Source organism: Bacillus sp. N5-665, assembly GCF_022637375.2.
Lineage (GTDB): Bacteria > Bacillota > Bacilli > Bacillales > Bacillaceae_G > Bacillus_A > Bacillus_A wiedmannii.
In genome coordinates this window covers 1,222,923-1,240,296 of sequence record NZ_CP093325.1, presented here as the reverse complement: position 1 = coordinate 1,240,296, position 17,374 = coordinate 1,222,923, and the positions used below count along the sequence as shown (strand labels likewise).

Sequence of the window (17,374 nt, the reverse complement as noted above, 5' to 3'; positions counted from 1 at the left end):
TTTCACCTTGTCCTGCAATTAACCAGTCTATTGCGCCCTAATCCTATTATAAACCATATTTCTTTAGGCGATGAAAAAAATAGCCGCTAACACGAAGTGATAACGGCAATGTAATCTACATATATTTTTGCCAATAACAAGAAAAGAAAAACCTTTTCCTACATTTATATCATAAAATGATGAATGACTCAACAAATGGAAACGCTGTTATATTAGTTATTACGTTTTGCAATCAAATCGCAAATAGATAGTAAATATTCATCTTGTAATTGCAAGGAACCAATAGCACCTTTTGCTTTTGCAATTGTTTCTTCTAAAATATCCTTTGCTCTATCTACAGTAAATAACGTCGTATATGTGCTCTTTTCGTTGGAAACATCACTACCAATCGGTTTTCCAATCTCTTCTTCGGTTCCTTCCACATCTAAAATATCATCTCGAATTTGGAAAGCTAGGCCGATATATTTTGCAAACGCAAGTAACTTTTCTTCTTGTTCTTCTGTGGCATCAGAAAGTATCGATCCTGCAAGTACAGCGAATTCAAGTAGTTTCCCAGTCTTATGCTTATGAATATACTCCAACTCATCAATCGTAAGCTGTTTCCCTTCAGCTTCCATATCTGCCACTTGTCCGCCAACCATTCCTTCTGGTCCTGCCGCTTTTGCAAGCTCAAGTACAAGTCTTACTTTTTTTTCAGCAGAGATTTCCTTTTGTTCATATGCCATAATAACTTGAAAAGCATAGGTCAACAAACCATCGCCTGCTAAAACTGCCATCGCTTCACCAAATACTTTATGATTTGTGGGCTTACCTCTTCTTAAATCATCATCATCCATACAAGGTAAATCATCATGAACTAACGAGTATGTATGTATCATTTCAAGAGCACAAGCTGCACCTATTCCAAGATTTCTTTCTTTACCAAACGCTTGTAATGTCGCAAATAAAAGTAACGGGCGGAGACGCTTTCCACCCGCTTCCAAAGAATATGCCATCGCTTCACGAAGTACATTTGGACATTGTAATTCATTTGCATAGCTTACAAGCTTCTCTTCTACGAAAGTTTTACTTTCTTTCAAAAAAGTATCAAAAGCAATAGTCACTATGCTTCATCTCCTAAAGCAGTAAACGGTTCAAGCTCTCCATCTTCCCCAAGAATAACTGCCATTTGTTCTTGTACGTTCTTCAACTTCTCATCACAAAGCTTAGATAATTCCATACCCTCTTTAAAATAAGAAATTGCTTCTTCTAAAGGTACGTCACCTTGCTCTAGCTTAGAAACGAGGTGCTCAAGTTGCGAAATTGCCTCTTCAAAGCTTAATTTATTTTCCATTATTCAATTCACGCTCCTCTATGCCTGATACGCTACAATCTAGTATTCCATCTTGTAATTGAACTGAAACAGCATCTCCAAGGCTGACATCTTTCACACTTTTTAACACTTGCTTCTCTTCATCATATACAAGCCCGTACCCTCTCATCATTACTTTAAGCGGACTTAACGCTTCAAGTTTTTGAGCAGCTCTGACAAAAGCAAATTCTTTCGTTTGAAGTAATGTTTGCATTTCACGTTGCAATTGCTTTTGCAATGTTTCAATCGCTACCTTCGTTTGCATAATTTTTTGAGCTGGGTGGTGCTTCTCTAAATAAAATGAAAGCTGTTTTAACTGATTTACCTTTTTATCAATATAGCGCTCTTTCGCTAAAACAAGCTGTTCTAACGCTCTATCTAATTGCTCTTCTTTTTGCTCATATACTTGTCTTGGATAACGGAACGCATAAGATTTTTGCAATACTTGTAGTTTTTCTTCTTTTTTATGTACTAACTCTCTCATTGCTCTTTGCAATCTTAGAGTTCTTTGTAATACCTTTTCTTGTAACTCTATAATGTTAGGCGCTGCCAGCTCAGCTGCTGCAGTCGGTGTTGGCGCACGTAAATCGGCAACAAAATCCGCAATTGTAAAGTCCGTTTCATGGCCTACTGCCGAAATAATAGGGATCTCACTCTTAAAGATTGCCCTTGCTACCATTTCTTCATTGAAAGCCCATAACTCTTCAATAGAGCCTCCCCCTCGCCCAACGATTAGGACATCTATCTCTCCCATTTCATTCGCTGTACGAATCGCTTGTACAATTGAGGGAGCTGCTGACTCCCCCTGTACAAGTACCGGAAACACAATAACATTTCCAATTGGATAACGACGTTTAATCGTTGTTATAACATCACGAATCGCTGCCCCTGTTGGCGACGTAATCACACCTATTGTTTTAGCATAAGGAGGAATTGTTTTTTTATAAACTTGAGAAAACAAACCTTCTTCCTCTAAACGAACCTTTAATTGTTCGTAAGCTAAATGCAGGTTTCCGACTCCGTCAGGCTGCATGTCTTGAATATAAATTTGATAAGAACCACTCGCCTCGTAAACGGAAATTTTCCCTTTCACAAGTACCTTCATCCCATTTTCAGGTCTGAATTTAATATTACGATTATGACCCGCAAACATAACCGCTGCGATTCTTGCATTTTCATCTTTCAATGTAAAGTACATGTGGCCACGACTATGATTTTTAAAGTTGGAAATTTCACCTTTTAACCAAACAGACTGCAAATGCGGATCATATTCTATTTTTGTTTTTATATAGCGTGTTAACGCTGTAACGGTTAAATATTGTTTTTCCATTTCTCTCTCCTCATAGCCGACTCAAATTATTTACAAACGACACCTGCACGCTTAGCAGATTCAACAGTATTATGAAGAAGCATTGTGATCGTCATTGGACCAACACCCTTTGGCACAGGTGTAATGTAACCTGCAACATCTAACACGTTGTCAAAATCAACATCACCACAAAGTTTACCTGTTTCTAAACGGTTCACACCAACGTCGATTACAACCGCTCCTTCTTTAATATAATCAGCTGTTACCATTTTAGGTCGTCCAACAGCTACGATTAAAATATCAGCTAACTTCGTTAACTCTTTCATATTTTGCGTTTTAGAATGACAATATGTGACAGTTGCATTTTCATTTAAGAACAATTGCCCCACTGGCTTGCCAACAATATTACTTCTTCCAATTACTACAACATGTTTTCCCGAGATATCAAGATTTGTTTCTTTTACTAATTCTACAATACCGTGCGGTGTACATGGAAGGAATGTATCTTGTCCCGTCATCATACGTCCCACGCTGATTGGGTGAAATCCATCTACATCTTTTTCTGGTGAAATTCTTTCAATGATAGCTTTTTCTTCAATATGTTTTGGTAAAGGTAATTGCACTAAAATGCCATTAATACGGTCATCGCCATTTAAGCGATCGATTTCAGCAAGCAAACGCTCCTCAGTAATTGTTTCAGGAAGTTCAATTAGCTCTGAATAGATTCCTACTTGTTCACAGCCCTTTTCTTTTCCTTTTACATAAGAACGAGATGCTGGATCTTCTCCAACTAGAATAACTGCTAATCCTGGTACAATCCCTTGCTCTTTCAACTTCACAACTTCTTCTGTTAATTGTGCTCGTTTTTTCTCCGCAACTTCATTTCCTTTGATGATTACTGCTACCATTTTAAGATTCCCCCTTAAAGAAATTACAGTGTATCTTTTATATTAGATAAAACGCCGTTAATAAAACGACGAGATTCCTCATCCCCAAATGTTTTAGCAATTTCAATTGCCTCGTTAATTGTTACGTTGTGTGGAATTTCTTCCATGTATTTCATTTCATAAACAGCTACACGTAAAATACTGCGATCAACAATACTAATACGCTCCAGCTTCCATTTTTTTAAGTTTTGACGAATCGCTTCATCAATTACTTCTTTATTTTCTACAAAACCTACTACAAGTGATTCTAGAAACTCATTTGTTTCTTCACCTTCATCTAGCGTGTTTTCCACCGCTACTTTCGGTTCTAATTCACCTGTAATATCCATTTGGTATAATGCTTGCATAGCTCTTTCTCTAGCCGTCCTACGTTTCATTGTAACTCTCCTTTATGCTTCAAGTCTTTCCTTATGCTTTGTTATATTATTATAATTTATAAGCCGTCAATTCACTTACTCTTACAGTTTTCATTGATTTTCCAACCTTATAATACAATGATAATAACACAATTTATCGTTTCACACACGGGTTACAAGGCTGAAAAATAATAAAAAGATTAACTTCAAGTTCCATATCTTATCACAATGTACGTTTTTTGGAAAAACGAAACATCTTCTTTTTGATTTCTTATTTTTTGAAATAGTATAATAATTAGAGGGTTTTAATTTGTGAAGAAATGAAACGATAAAAAAGATGCCTATGTTACTAGGCATCTTTTTCATTCTTACACTGGTTCGATTTCTGTTTTTTGTGTTTCGAATGTTACGCCAACGATGTGAACATTCACTTCTTTTGGCTCAAGCCCTGTCATTGTAAAGAGTGCCTGGCGAATGTTGTCTTGAATCTTTTGTGCAACAACTGGAATTGCTACGCCAAAATACATTACAACATAAAGGTCAACGATAATATCTTCGTTTGCTAATTCAACCTTTACACCTTTACCATGATTTTTCTTACCTAACTTCTCAACAACATCTGTAGCAAAATTACCACGCATTGCCGCTACACCTTCTACTTCAGCAGCTGCAATACCTGCGATTACTTCAATTACTTCTGGTGCAATTTCTACTTTACCAAGAGTTGTATCTTGACCCATATCTAACATATGTTCAGCCATGAAAAAAACCTCCTTTAATGTATCACTGCGTCACAAGTTCATGCTCTTCCAAAAATTTCGTATTAAACTCACCTTTTACAAAATCAGGATGATCTAGCAATTGCAAATGGAACGGGATTGTTGTATGTACGCCTTCAATGACAAACTCACTGAGTGCACGCTTCATTTTTGCAATTGCCTCTTCACGTGTTTTTCCGTGAACAATTAATTTAGCAACCATCGAATCATAGAAAGGTGGGATTGAATATCCCGGATATACAGCTGAATCGACGCGAATACCAAATCCGCCTGGTGGCAAGTACATTTCTACTTTACCTGGAGATGGCATAAATTTTTTGGCAGGGTTTTCCGCATTAATTCGGCATTCAATTGCCCAACCATTAAATTGTACTTCTTCTTGCTGTAACGATAACTTTTCTCCAGAAGCAACACGAATTTGTTCTTTAATTAAATCCATCCCTGTTACCATTTCGGTAACTGGATGCTCAACTTGAATTCTCGTATTCATCTCCATGAAATAAAAGCTTTTCGTTCTATATTCATAAATAAACTCAACCGTACCAGCACCTGTATAATCAACCGCTACCGCCGCTTTAACTGCCGCATCACCCATCTGTTTACGAACATTTTCATCAAGTGCAGGTGATGGACTTTCTTCTAGTAGTTTTTGCAAGCGGCGCTGAATTGTACAATCACGCTCTCCTAAATGAATGGCATTTCCATGTGTATCTGCCATTATTTGAATCTCAACATGGCGGAAATCTTCAACGTACTTTTCTAAGTATACACCAGGGTTCCCAAAAGCGGTACTAGCTTCTTGCTGTGTAATTTGAATTCCTTTTACAAGCTCTTCTTCATGGCGTGCAACACGAATACCTTTTCCGCCGCCACCTGCAGTCGCTTTAATAATAACTGGATATCCAATTTGATTAGCAAGCTCGACCGCTTCTTCGGTATTTTTAATAATCCCTTGTGAACCTGGTACAATCGGAACCCCTGCTTCTTTCATTGTATCACGAGCAACGTCTTTTGTGCCCATCTTTGAAATAGCTTCTGGACTTGGACCGATAAAAATTAAGTTACATTCACGGCATAGCTCTGCAAAATCTGCATTCTCTGCTAAAAATCCGTATCCTGGATGAATAGCGTCGCAGCCTGTTAACTTCGCAACACTAATAATATTCGTCAAATTTAAATAGCTTTCTTTCGAAATCGTTGGCCCTACACAATACGCCTCATCAGCAATTTGTACGTGAAGTGACTCTTTATCTGCTTCTGAATAAATTGCGACCGTTTCAATATCCATTTCTTTACAAGCACGAATAATTCGTACAGCAATTTCCCCACGATTGGCTATTAATACTTTTTTTATCATCACAAAGACTCCCTTATTACGCTTTTACAAGAAATAGCGGTTGTCCATACTCAACAAGCTGTCCATTATTAACAAGAATCTCAACAATTTCACCATCTACATCTGCATCGATTTCGTTAAATAACTTCATAGCCTCGACAATGCATACGATAGAATCTTTCGATACTCTGTCTCCTACACTTACATATGCAGGTGTATCAGGCGAAGATGAAGAATAGAATGTACCTACCATCGGTGATGTAATTTTATGTAGGTTTTCATTTTGAACCGCTTTTTTCTCTTCTTGTTTTGGTACTTCCACTTGTGCTGCCGCTACTGTTGTTTCAACTTCAACAGGTGCTACTGGTTGCACGACTTGTTTTGCTACAGGTGCTTGCACCGCAACAACTTCATTACCACGCTTTTTCATTTTGATTGTCGTACCATCTTTTTTGTATTCAAATTCATCAATATTAGAGCTATCAATTAATTTAATTAATTCACGAACTTCTTGAATTTTAAACATGTAAAATCCACTCCCATACTCTTGTTTGTCCCGTTTTTACAGATTCTCGTCACTAAAACTAGATTGACTGTAAAAATACGATGTACTCTATTAGAAAATGCATTTCATTTACTAATAGAAATAGTTACTATTTCCATCTTACGATAAATTTTTTAAACATTCCAATTTATATTTCTTTATAATAAATCGAAACTCCTGTAAAAATATTATTCCAATAAAAATTTATTACCTAGTAATAATACCAAGTTTCACACAAAATTGGCAAGACCACTTCTAAAAAACATTCCTTACTTTTTTCACAATGCTACACAATAAACAGATCATTACCGCTCCACTCTTCACCTCATCTATAGTCAACAACATATTTTTACCAAATATTATTTTTTTGTTTACACACCGTTCATCATTCCTTCATATAAGAATAGTATGTTCAAAGTGTAGAAAATATATCGTATCGAGGTGTGGACATATGATATGGCTCATTCTCTTCTTACCTGCCGTAATGGTCTGGGCATTCGTTCTCTTCATCCACGTCAAATCCGGAAAAAGTAATCATCGTTACCATGAACCGCTAATCTTTTACTCACAACGTATTTCTCCATTCCGAGTTGAACATAATAAAAACAACTACAAAGACGAAACAGAAAAAAGCTATCGAAAATGATAGCTTTTTTTCTATAATTATTTTCAAACAATCCGATTCGTAAAAACTAATAATCCGCAGGGGAATCCCCCGCGGATTATTAGTTTTTATTTTGTCGGTGGATCAAATTTCACACCTACATCTTTTGATCCGCCTTCACTTCTTACAAGCTGTATAATTTTATTCGCTTCTTTTTGTGAATGCTTTGCTGCTTTCACAGTTACTCTAATGTCAGTTCCATCAGCTCTTACAAGGGCATCTTTATATCCTCCTTGAGACTTAATCACTGTCTCAAGTAATTCTTGCTTCGTTTCCATTGTAGTAATTGCATCAAAATTATCTTTCGCTTTACTCTTTTCTGTTGCTGAAGATTTTGCTGAATTCATCACTTCTTGTAATCTTGATTTTTGTTCACTTAGCTGATCTTCCATTTGCATACGTAGTGCTGTGAAATTTTCATCACTTGATTGAACTGTTACGTTAGCATCTTTTTTACTTGTTTCTTTGTTAGCACTCTCTTTTTTGTCTGTTTCTTTATTTGATGTTTCCTTGCTTGTATTTTCTTTTTTTGGCGTTTCTTTAGGTGCTTCATTTGTTACTGCTTTATCAGTACCTTGTTTTTCTTGTCCAATCTTTTCACCTGTTGCCGGCGATGCTGTATTCATTTTGTCAGGAGTTGTTACGTAATAAACAGATAGTACAACAACTAAACTTAACATCGTTAATAGCCAAACCGTTTGTTTTTTTAACACTTTATTTCCTCCCTATCAATTTTTCGGCGAAACTGAAACACGATGGGCTGGTACATCTAGCAGCCGTATTACAGCTTCTTTTACCATCGCTTTAACTTGTATATTATCCACTCCTTTTGCTACGACAAGAACACCTCGTACTTTCGGTTTCTCTGTTCGTAAAACAACGGGAGTTTCTTTATCACCTTCACGTATAATGACTGTCTTTTCATCAAGGGACTCATCTTCTACTTCCCTCTTACCACCTGTCTTATCTGTTTCACCTGTTGTTTGTGAACGTTTCACTGTATTTTTCTCTAATATTTTTTCTTCTGATGAATCTAAATTTACTTTAATTGTTACATCTTTTACTCCCGCTATTTCTTCTAAGGCTGCTTTTAATTCTTGTTCATACGCTTTTTCATACTTTTCTACATTTGACATACTATCATTATTTTTTTGTCCAAAAGTTGGTACGTCTTTTTCTTGGTTTTGCGTTTTTTGTTCTTTAAATACAGGTACTTCTTCTTTTTTACTTGAAAAAAGACTACTAGAAAACATAAGTAAAATCCCAAGTATGAGTAGGACAAGTAAAAACTTAGGTGTTATCTTTTTTCCCTTCTCATTGCTTTCTTTTTCATCCCCATTCAATAAGTTTCGAAAAAATGAGAACTTCGAATTTTTATCTTTATTGTCCATTTACTCTACCTGTCCTCCCTTCCATTTGAACTTGGATTTGTTTATTCTCTAGTTGCCACCTGCTTGAAAAGAAATCTTTCATTTCTACATTCGTTTCTTCTACTTTTTTCGGAGGTTCCTTCGTGTTAATTTCAACTGGTTTTACTGTTTCGATTGCATCATTTTTACTACGTTCTTTTTCTTTCAACGTCACAACAACAGTTTGAATATCTTTTGCTGACTTTACTTCCGCTGTACTTTCCGCTGCGACTATTTGTATTTCAGAGACTGTCATACCATACTTTTTCTCGAATTCTTTTCCTACTTCTTTTTTCATTTTGGTAGCCATCTCTTCTAAACTATATGCACGTGTTAGAGCTTGTATTTCTTTTTTCTTCGAATCTATTGAATTTTTTACAGATCCTTCTGCTACGTACTTCTCTTCATTAAAATTTGCGATTACTTCATTCACATCTGTTTGCAGTAGTTTAAAAAGGGGCGTTAAGATTAATACAACTAATAATAGACTTACAACGAATTTAACGTACTTTTGCAAATTTGAATTTGGAAGAATAAGATGAAGCATTGTCGCTAAAAGTAAAAAAACGATAATATTTCTAATCCACTCTGTAACAAATTGCATATCCTTCACCCCCTACCGCATCATAAGTGTAATGTTCCCCGCAGCAATAATAATTGTGATACTTAAAAAGAACATAAATGATACGATAGCTAAGCAAGCAAATACATAAATGATGCTTCGCCCGATAATATCTAAACATTGAATAATTGCTCCACTGCCAACTGGCTGTAATACTGCTGCTGCGAATTTATAAATAAACGCGATACAAAAAATTTGAATCGCTGGAAAAGCAACAATTAAGCATAGAATGACGAGCCCGATAATTCCGACTGTGTTTTTTAATAATCCCGATGCACTAATAACAGTATCCGCCGCCTCTGTAAACATTCTTCCTACTACGGGAATAAAGTTCCCTGTTACAAATTTAGCTGTTTTCACAGCGATTCCATCAGCAACAGCTGTCGCTGTTCCTTGTACAGATAATACCCCTAAAAAAATCGTTAAAAAAATACCGATAATCCCAACGCTAACGTTTTGCAGAAGCTTGGACAATTTCGTAACTTTATATTGATCACTCATCGTACTTACAATACTTAATATCGTTGCAAGTAATAAAAGTGGTAGAACGATATAATTCATCAAAAGTCCGCTCGTGTTCATTAAAAAGATGATAATCGGATGAAAAAACGATACAGATACAACACCACCTCCAGTTGCTATGAGTGCAAGCAAGATTGGCAATAGCGCTAATATGAAATCTACCATTGTTTGTATCGTTTCTCTTGCATATGTCATGACGACATAAAAACTATTTAAAGCGAAAATAATAAGTACCATATATACAACTGCATCCGCAATTTTACTTACACTACTCTTTGAAAATGCAGATTGCAGTGATTGCAACAATGCACTAAAAATTGTAAGCATAATGAGCGTTCCCAGCAGCTTCCCATTTGCAACAAGCTCGTGAAATAAATACTTTAATAAACCTAGCATCCACTCTTTTATAGAAATTTCTTTTTCTCCCTTTACAAACTCCATAAAACTACCTTTTTGACTCTCTGGTAAATAACCTCCATATTTTGTAACAAGCCCGTCCCAAAATTGCTTCACATCTTCAATTCCGAGCTTATCCAATTGTTGATCAACGACGTTTGTTTCTACAGGAGAAGCTTGTACAACAACCGGTAAAGAAAAGAAAAGGAAGCAAGCAAATAGCAGCTTAGCTCCAAACCCCTTCAACATTCACTCCCCCTTATCCCGTCGGTAAAAATCCGAGAATAGTTTCAATGACAACCGTCAAAATAGGAATCGCCATTACTAAAATTAAGATTTTTCCAGCTAATTCAATTTTTGAAGCGATTGCACCCTGCCCTGCATCTTTTGTAATTTGTGCTCCAAACTCAGCAATATAAGCAATCCCAATAATTTTTAGCAACGTTTCTACATATACGTTGCTAACTTTCGCTTCACTCGCTACTCTCTCAATCATTTGTAAAATAGAGTGAATTTGATCAATTAAAATAAGAAACATCACGCTACCTACGAACACAATAAATAACGACGTAATGCTAGATTTATGCTGATTTAATACAGCCGCTAAAAACGTAGCAACGAGGCCTAATCCGACAATTTGTATAATTTCGATTCGAACCGCCTCCTTTACTGGAAGAGAAAGACACTCTTAATCTTGTCGAATAGCGTATTAATTAAAAATGCCACATGAAATAAAATAACGACAAAACCGACAAGGATAACCCAATTTGCAATATCCTCTCGCTTTAATTCTTTTAGTACGGTATGAATAAAAGCTAAAACAATGCCGATTCCGGCGATTTGAAATATTAATCCAACATCAATGGACATCGCCTTTCTCCCTCCTATAGCAGTAAAATTACGATAAGTAGCCCCGCTAGTACCCCTAAGCTCTTGATCATTTTTTCGTATTGCAGTTGTAATGCTTTCGCTTCTTCTTCTTCTCTCTCTAAATGTGTAATGCATAAGCGAATATGTTTTTGTTGTGATTCACGATCATGCTGTCCGAGCGTTTCGCCAAATTGCTGCAAAATCTCGTACTCAGTTTGTTGAAATGCTGTTAGCTTCCAATTTTCTTTCAAACTATCTATCCAAGCTTCTCTTACTGTTTGGTCTCCACTTTCTAGCCTTCTAGCGAAACTTTGAAATATCCAATTTAACGGCTTCGGCATTTGTTTCACTAATCGCTCAGCGGCTTCAGATAAAGGTGTATGCCCATACATAATTTCTGCCTCTAATGATTGAAGTGCCGCTTTTAATAATCTAAGTTGCCTTGGTCTCTCACTGTATCTTTTAGCGTATGAAAACCCGAAAAAGGTGCTGACCGCAACGATTAACACTGCACCAAATATTTTTACCATACGCCCTCAGCCTTTCTATGAGGTAATACCGATTTTCCATATTTATCTTTCACTTGCATAACTGTTCCTGGTCCTCTTGCTTTTGATAGCTCCACAAACCTATCAAATATACCGAGCTCCAGCACCGCTTTTAGTGATGGACGTTTCACAACATCATCATAAGAAAATCCATGTGCGCTTATAAAAAGCTGAACCCCTGCATGCACCGCCTCCATAATTGCTTCACTATCTTCTTTACGCCCAATTTCATCTACAATCAAAACATCTGGACTCATAGAACGAATCATCATCATCATTCCTTCAGCTTTTGGACATGCGTCTAACACATCTACTCGCGCTCCAAAGTCATATTGCGGAATACCTTTCACGCAGCCTGCAATTTCTGACCGTTCATCTACAATCCCGACTTTACACGAAGGTATTTTCGAAGCACTTACACCTTGACTCATACAACGTGCTACATCTCTTAAAAGTGTTGTTTTTCCCGTTTGCGGCGGGCCAATTACCATCGTGTTTAACCATCTTGACTCATACAAATACGGCAAAAGTGGTTCAGCAATTCCTATTTTTTGACGAGCGATACGAATATTAAAGGAAGAGACATCTCGAATCATTTTCACTGCGCTTTTTTCTGTAATGACTTTTCCAGCTAAGCCGATTCTATGTCCTCCTCGAAGTGTCACATACCCACGTTTTAATTCCTCTTCCATCGTATAAATTGAGAATTGACTTAACTTATTCAATAAGTAAATGGCATCCTCTGCTGTAACGACATAGTCATAAAAAAACACTTCGCCATGAGCAATACACTCTAGCGGTCTTCCAATTCGAACACGAATTTCCTCTAGAGCATCGTATTGCTTACAACTTTCCACTAGCTGCTTCATCGTTTTCGGTAAAACTTCTAATACTTCTTTCATCAGCTTCTCCCCACTATACTCGACTTACTATTTCAACAACGCGATAAAAATGCAGCCAATTCCAAGCGCTAGAAAAAAGAGTTTCAAGAAAGAAATCTCACTTGCCACACTCGCTATGCCTATTGTCATTGTTAAAATTAATACGGTCGGTCCAACAAACGCCAACATACCATTTATAAACAATGCTTTCTTCGCATCATTCACATAAAGCATAAGCAAAGCGGCGAATATTTCCGCGCTACCTGAAAACAACCGAAGTAACCCCATTACAAGCACGGATGTTTCCATTGCCGCTAGCCACTGTTTCATTCTCCCACCTTCTCCCATAACGGTTACTATTGCTACATTCCAAAAAAGAATATATTTGTACAACCATATGCAGGGGTTGTCTATTTCAGAAGTAAAAACATAATATTTCTCTATCTTCTATCCGTAGTCCGAATATTCGTATTTTTTAACGGAATATTATGGTATATTTAATAGTTATAGGGAGTATAGACGATGCAGCATGAGAGATAGAACTAAAGTCATCTCGTGTACTACATATCGTATCGCGCCATTTTTAAAAATTGACTATATGTGCAAAATGAGGGGGGGGAAAATATGAAGGTATTGAAAATTAGTTTAACAATTGTAATAGAATTAGCTCTTATTTATCTTTTTTCAAAATTGGTCGGTTGGTCATTTATGGAGACCTTTTTCCTTGGTAGTTTAGCGATATTTGCAATTATGTGGTTAATTATTATGAATACTCATAGAAACAACATTACGGATCACGCAATAAGTAAAACACTGACTGGCGTTGAGACTGGCGAAATAAAACCATTTCAAATTGTTTTCACTCCATATATGGCGGGTACTCTTTCACTTGTTTTAGTTAGTTTTATTATCACTGCTATTTACTATCTACCCTATTTCCTATAAAAAAAAGCACTCGTGATGATCACGAGTGCTTTTCTACTATGCACGAGAAACGTATTTACCTTCACCAGTGTTGATGATAAGCATTTCGCCTTCGTTAATGAAGATTGGTACTTGTACAACAAGACCAGTTTCTAATGTAGCTGGTTTTGTTACGTTAGAAGCTGTATCGCCTTTAATACCAGGCTCTGTTTCTGACACTTTTAATTCAACTGTGTTCGGAAGTTCAACACCAAGTACTTCATCTTGGTATGTCATAATAGATACTTCCATGTTTTCTTTTAGGAATTTAAGTTCGCGCTCGATTTGGTTTTCACCAAGTTCGATTTGCTCGTAAGTTCCGTTATCCATAAATACGTGAGACTCACCGCTCGCGTATAAGTATTGCATACGACGGTTTTCGATGTGTGCTTTTTCTACTTTTTCACCTGCACGGAATGTTTTCTCTTGAACAGATCCTGTGCGAAGGTTACGTAGTTTAGAGCGAACGAATGCAGCACCTTTACCTGGCTTTACGTGTTGGAAATCCATTACTTGCCAAAGGGCATTGTCCACTGAAATTGTTAAACCTGTACGAAAATCGTTTACTGAAATCATGTAAAAAAATCCTCCTGTATATTACAAAATAATAAGTTCTTTTGGTGATTTCGTAATTACTTCATTACCTTCACTTGTTACAATGATATCATCTTCAATACGTACGCCGCCAATACCTGGAATATAAATACCTGGTTCTACTGTTACAGCCATTCCTGGTTCAAGTACTGTATCAGAACGGAACGCTAAACCTGGTGCTTCATGGATTTCAAGACCAATTCCATGACCAGTAGAGTGTCCAAAGTATTCACCATATCCTTTTTCCGTTATGTAATCGCGCGTTAACGCATCCGCTTCACGGCCTGTTAAACCAGCTTTAATACCGTTCACACCACGTAATTGTGCTTCTAAAACGATATTATAAATTTCTTTCAATTTATCAGATGGTTCACCAACTGCAATCGTACGAGTAATATCAGAACAATATCCTTTGTAATAAGCGCCGAAGTCTAATGTAACGAAATCTCCTGTTTCTATCACTTTTTCAGATGCCACGCCGTGCGGTAATGCCGAACGAAGACCTGAAGCAACGATAATATCAAACGAAGAAGATGTTGCTCCTTGTTTTCTCATGAAAAATTCAAGTTCATTTGACACTTCAATTTCAGATACTCCCGGGCGAATGAATGATAGAATATGTTCAAAGGCAGCATCTGCAATCTGTGCAGCTTCCTTTAATATCTTAATCTCTGAATCAGTCTTTATCAAGCGTAACTTTTCTACAAGCCCAGAAGTTGGGATAAATTCAGCATCGATTACTTCTTTATGCGCTGAATAAGAACTATATGTAAGAGTATCTTGCTCAAAGCCAAGCTTTTGAATTCCCAGTTCCTTCACTCGCTTTGCAACTTCATCAATGATTAATCCTGCATGCTGTACAATCTCGTATCCAACCGCTTGTTTACTAGCCTGCTCTACATAACGGAAATCTGTAATAAATTGAGCACGATTTTTCGAAATCAGTACAACACCAGCTGTTCCTGTGAAGTTAGCCATATATCTACGACTATGTTCATTTGTTAACAAAATACCGTCAATACCAGCCTCATCAAATGCACTTCTTACTCTTTCGATTTTCTCCATTACTTTATGCCTCCCTCAATTTCTCCATTAATGCAAATAACGCTAACTTATAGCCATAAAAACCAAATCCAACAATTTGTCCCGCACAAACAGCTGCCGTCACAGATTCGTGACGGAACGACTCACGCTGGTGAATGTTAGAAATATGTACTTCAATAACAGGAATCGAAATGCTCGCAATTGCATCTCGAATCGCATAGCTATAATGCGTAAATGCTCCAGGATTTAAAATGATCCCTTCATATATATCTTCCGCCTCATGAATACGATCGATAATCGCACCTTCATGATTCGATTGGAAACATTCTAACTCCACTCCCATTTTTTCTGCTTCTTGCTTCATATCTGCTTCAAGTGTCGCTAGCGTGCCCTTTCCATATACATTTACCTCCCTGACACCGAGGCGATTTAGGTTAGGACCGTTTACGAGGAGTACCTTTTTCATATGTTTAAAACTCCTTAATATTAAATATCTATACAACATTTTAACATAGGAGTCACTTATTTGAATAGTTTGTCTTCTCTTCCCCTTCTCGCTCAGCTTTATTGGTATTTACTGCGTAGGAAACAGAGTATGCTATAAACACACCATACAATATAAAAATACATATCGTCGTCACAATTGTTTCTTTCGGTAAATGGAGTGCACTTTTAATGGCAGGCGCTATTAATCCCATTCCGAAAAATAGTAACGCCCACCAAAATAGCCCATAAATCATCCCTGGAATAATTCCTTCAAACTTTGCCAAAAACGCTTTATACAAAAAGGCAATTAAAATCGAAAGTAGTCCCATACAAACAATTCCTGACACATTGCCCCATACCCCTTCTTTCCAGCTTCCAAAGGCAAATGGTAAAAGTAAATAGTTCGGTCCTGCTTCCGTAAATGAAAATATATGAAGGAAATACCATATCCCTCCCCAAAAGATTCCACCAAATAAACCAATTTGTACAAAATTCCTTGTTCCTAATTGTTCTTGACTCACATCGACACCTCCGCTCAATAGTATGCCCGAAACTATTTTGAACCATGTTTAAATACTGCGAAATTTGTCTATAAAAAGAATAAGAAATGTCCGACTCTCGTAACATTTTTCCTTGTCATATACTTGTATTTGTCGATAAAATAAAGGAAACTCGGTGATTGTCTTATTTCAAAATGACAGAACCCAGTATGACAATTGCCTCTTTTTCTACATAAGAGAGAAACAAATACAGGTTGGTGTTAACATGGCAGAAGAGTCAAAACAAATATATGGCGGGCAAGCAGTCATAGAAGGAGTTATGTTTGGCGGTAGAGAATATACTGTTACAGCGGTTCGTCGTAAAGATAAATCGATTGAATTTTATCGATTACCACGCGTTCGTAATAAAGCATTATCTATCCTGAAAAAAATTCCATTTTTACGAGGGATTGCCGCTATTGTGGATGCAAGTGCGAATGGAGCAAAACATTTAAACTTTGCTTCAGAACGATTTGATGTCCACCCAGAAGAAGACGAACAAATCGCAAATAACAAAGAAGAACAATCGAAATTAACGATGGTATTAGGAGTTGCAGCAGTTGGCGTTTTATCTTTCATATTCGGTAAAGTCATTTTCACAGCAGTTCCTGCACTACTAGCTGAATTAACGAGACCGATTTTCCCTTCTCATACAGGGCAAATCATTGTCGAAAGTGTCATTAAGCTCATGCTATTATTGAGCTATATATACTTTATTTCTTTAACCCCACTTATTAAGCGGGTATTTCAGTACCATGGTGCGGAGCATAAAGTAATTAATGCCTATGAGAATAATCTTCCAATGACTGTAGAAAATGTTCAAAAACAAACTCGCCTTCATTATCGCTGTGGCAGTAGTTTTATTATATTTACAGTCATTATTGGAATGTTTGTTTATTTCCTTGTCCCTACAGACCCACTTTGGGCCAGAGTCGTAAACCGAATTTTATTAATTCCAGTCGTTCTCGGCATTTCTTTTGAAGTGTTACAATTTACAAATCGATTACGCGATATTCCAGTATTACGCATACTTGGATATCCCGGATTATGGCTGCAACTATTAACAACGAAAGAACCAACAGATGATCAAGTGGAAGTAGCCATTGCATCGTTTGAAGAATTATTACGTTTAGAAAACAAACAATAATTATTTAAAATTGGTGTTCAACTCCTTTCCTCATCGTTAATATACTAATTTTAATATATGTTTTTAG

General features: G+C 36.8%; 24 protein-coding genes. 3 read left to right on the top strand and 21 right to left on the bottom strand.

The features are described 5' to 3' along the window. Window positions 1–212: 212 nt before the first annotated feature. From ispA to accB, 8 genes are all read right to left on the bottom strand, one after another. Complete coding sequence (gene ispA, locus MNO09_RS08895) at window positions 213–1,103, bottom strand: (2E,6E)-farnesyl diphosphate synthase (protein ID WP_000150365.1); 891 nt, start codon at window positions 1,101–1,103, stop codon at window positions 213–215. After that, window positions 1,103–1,333, bottom strand: a complete 231-nt coding sequence (xseB, locus tag MNO09_RS08890; protein WP_000428423.1) for an exodeoxyribonuclease VII small subunit — start codon at window positions 1,331–1,333, stop codon at window positions 1,103–1,105. The genes ispA and xseB overlap by 1 nt, the downstream gene beginning before the upstream one ends. Further along, a complete protein-coding gene (xseA, locus tag MNO09_RS08885) occupies window positions 1,323–2,681 on the bottom strand; it encodes an exodeoxyribonuclease VII large subunit (protein WP_000415268.1) in 1,359 nt (452 codons plus the stop codon). The genes xseB and xseA overlap by 11 nt, the downstream gene beginning before the upstream one ends. 26 nt (window positions 2,682–2,707) lie before the next feature. Further along, a complete protein-coding gene (gene folD, locus MNO09_RS08880; protein WP_000226735.1) occupies window positions 2,708–3,568 on the bottom strand; it encodes a bifunctional methylenetetrahydrofolate dehydrogenase/methenyltetrahydrofolate cyclohydrolase FolD in 861 nt (286 codons plus the stop codon). 23 nt (window positions 3,569–3,591) lie between these two features. Further along, a complete protein-coding gene (gene nusB / locus MNO09_RS08875; RefSeq protein WP_000830249.1) occupies window positions 3,592–3,984 on the bottom strand; it encodes a N utilization substance protein NusB in 393 nt (130 codons plus the stop codon). Between the two features lie 347 nt (window positions 3,985–4,331). Beyond that, window positions 4,332–4,724, bottom strand: a complete 393-nt coding sequence (locus MNO09_RS08870; RefSeq protein WP_000807630.1) for an Asp23/Gls24 family envelope stress response protein — start codon at window positions 4,722–4,724, stop codon at window positions 4,332–4,334. A gap of 22 nt (window positions 4,725–4,746) precedes the next feature. Next, window positions 4,747–6,099, bottom strand: a complete 1,353-nt coding sequence (gene accC, locus MNO09_RS08865) for an acetyl-CoA carboxylase biotin carboxylase subunit (RefSeq protein WP_088107362.1) — start codon at window positions 6,097–6,099, stop codon at window positions 4,747–4,749. 16 nt (window positions 6,100–6,115) lie between these two features. Further along, window positions 6,116–6,604 (bottom strand): acetyl-CoA carboxylase biotin carboxyl carrier protein, encoded by a 489-nt coding sequence (gene accB, locus MNO09_RS08860; protein ID WP_000472874.1) that lies wholly within the window; start codon window positions 6,602–6,604, stop codon window positions 6,116–6,118. Between the two features lie 469 nt (window positions 6,605–7,073). Here accB and MNO09_RS08855 point away from each other — a divergent pair, with 469 nt between their 5' ends. Next, a complete protein-coding gene (locus MNO09_RS08855; protein ID WP_046957516.1) occupies window positions 7,074–7,268 on the top strand; it encodes a hypothetical protein in 195 nt (64 codons plus the stop codon). An 86-nt stretch (window positions 7,269–7,354) separates the two neighbouring features. On the opposite strand, the gene MNO09_RS08850 is transcribed toward MNO09_RS08855, so the two are convergent. From MNO09_RS08850 to MNO09_RS08810, 9 genes are read right to left on the bottom strand one after another with little or no spacing between them, the layout of a single operon-like run. Beyond that, complete coding sequence (locus MNO09_RS08850; RefSeq protein WP_000914706.1) at window positions 7,355–7,999, bottom strand: SpoIIIAH-like family protein; 645 nt, start codon at window positions 7,997–7,999, stop codon at window positions 7,355–7,357. Window positions 8,000–8,014: 15 nt separating this feature from the next. Next, window positions 8,015–8,677 carry a stage III sporulation protein AG gene (spoIIIAG, locus tag MNO09_RS08845; protein WP_000368869.1) on the bottom strand — a complete coding sequence of 221 codons (663 nt, stop codon included), beginning with the start codon at window positions 8,675–8,677 and terminating at the stop codon, window positions 8,015–8,017. Beyond that, window positions 8,667–9,299 (bottom strand): stage III sporulation protein AF, encoded by a 633-nt coding sequence (gene spoIIIAF / locus MNO09_RS08840; protein ID WP_001161039.1) that lies wholly within the window; start codon window positions 9,297–9,299, stop codon window positions 8,667–8,669. Before spoIIIAF ends, spoIIIAG begins: the two co-directional genes overlap by 11 nt. A 12-nt stretch (window positions 9,300–9,311) precedes the next feature. Further along, complete coding sequence (gene spoIIIAE, locus MNO09_RS08835) at window positions 9,312–10,484, bottom strand: stage III sporulation protein AE (protein WP_000911620.1); 1,173 nt, start codon at window positions 10,482–10,484, stop codon at window positions 9,312–9,314. Window positions 10,485–10,494: 10 nt separating this feature from the next. Then, window positions 10,495–10,878, bottom strand: a complete 384-nt coding sequence (gene spoIIIAD, locus MNO09_RS08830) for a stage III sporulation protein AD (protein ID WP_077393170.1) — start codon at window positions 10,876–10,878, stop codon at window positions 10,495–10,497. Between the two features lie 23 nt (window positions 10,879–10,901). Beyond that, window positions 10,902–11,105 (bottom strand): stage III sporulation protein AC, encoded by a 204-nt coding sequence (spoIIIAC, locus tag MNO09_RS08825; RefSeq protein ID WP_000020914.1) that lies wholly within the window; start codon window positions 11,103–11,105, stop codon window positions 10,902–10,904. A 14-nt stretch (window positions 11,106–11,119) separates the two neighbouring features. Beyond that, window positions 11,120–11,635, bottom strand: a complete 516-nt coding sequence (spoIIIAB, locus tag MNO09_RS08820; protein WP_000238694.1) for a stage III sporulation protein SpoIIIAB — start codon at window positions 11,633–11,635, stop codon at window positions 11,120–11,122. Beyond that, window positions 11,629–12,555 (bottom strand): stage III sporulation protein AA, encoded by a 927-nt coding sequence (spoIIIAA, locus tag MNO09_RS08815; RefSeq protein WP_000665894.1) that lies wholly within the window; start codon window positions 12,553–12,555, stop codon window positions 11,629–11,631. Before spoIIIAA ends, spoIIIAB begins: the two co-directional genes overlap by 7 nt. A 27-nt stretch (window positions 12,556–12,582) precedes the next feature. Beyond that, window positions 12,583–12,864: a YqhV family protein gene (locus tag MNO09_RS08810; protein ID WP_000816054.1), complete on the bottom strand. Its 282-nt coding sequence runs from the start codon at window positions 12,862–12,864 to the stop codon at window positions 12,583–12,585. A gap of 294 nt (window positions 12,865–13,158) precedes the next feature. Between MNO09_RS08810 and MNO09_RS08805 the strand changes: the two genes are divergently transcribed. After that, window positions 13,159–13,479 (top strand): hypothetical protein, encoded by a 321-nt coding sequence (locus MNO09_RS08805; protein ID WP_000866176.1) that lies wholly within the window; start codon window positions 13,159–13,161, stop codon window positions 13,477–13,479. A 36-nt stretch (window positions 13,480–13,515) separates the two neighbouring features. Here the strand turns inward: MNO09_RS08805 and efp are convergent, their stop codons facing one another. Genes efp through MNO09_RS08785 form a run of 4 tightly spaced genes read right to left on the bottom strand, consistent with a single transcriptional unit; the run spans window position 13,516 to window position 16,142 of the window. Continuing rightward, window positions 13,516–14,073, bottom strand: coding sequence for an elongation factor P (gene efp, locus MNO09_RS08800; protein ID WP_000626521.1), 558 nt, complete (start codon window positions 14,071–14,073; stop codon window positions 13,516–13,518). Between the two features lie 21 nt (window positions 14,074–14,094). Then, complete coding sequence (gene pepQ / locus MNO09_RS08795; RefSeq protein WP_000411062.1) at window positions 14,095–15,156, bottom strand: Xaa-Pro dipeptidase; 1,062 nt, start codon at window positions 15,154–15,156, stop codon at window positions 14,095–14,097. Window positions 15,157–15,160: 4 nt separating this feature from the next. Beyond that, entirely contained in the window at window positions 15,161–15,601 is a 441-nt protein-coding gene (gene aroQ, locus MNO09_RS08790) for a type II 3-dehydroquinate dehydratase (RefSeq protein WP_000757084.1), read from the bottom strand. Window positions 15,602–15,653: 52 nt separating this feature from the next. Then, on the bottom strand, window positions 15,654–16,142 hold the full coding sequence (locus tag MNO09_RS08785) for a YqhR family membrane protein (protein WP_000076890.1): 489 nt from the start codon (window positions 16,140–16,142) through the stop codon (window positions 15,654–15,656). Between the two features lie 244 nt (window positions 16,143–16,386). Here MNO09_RS08785 and MNO09_RS08780 point away from each other — a divergent pair, with 244 nt between their 5' ends. Beyond that, complete coding sequence (locus MNO09_RS08780; protein ID WP_000807116.1) at window positions 16,387–17,307, top strand: DUF1385 domain-containing protein; 921 nt, start codon at window positions 16,387–16,389, stop codon at window positions 17,305–17,307. Window positions 17,308–17,374: the final 67 nt, after the last annotated feature.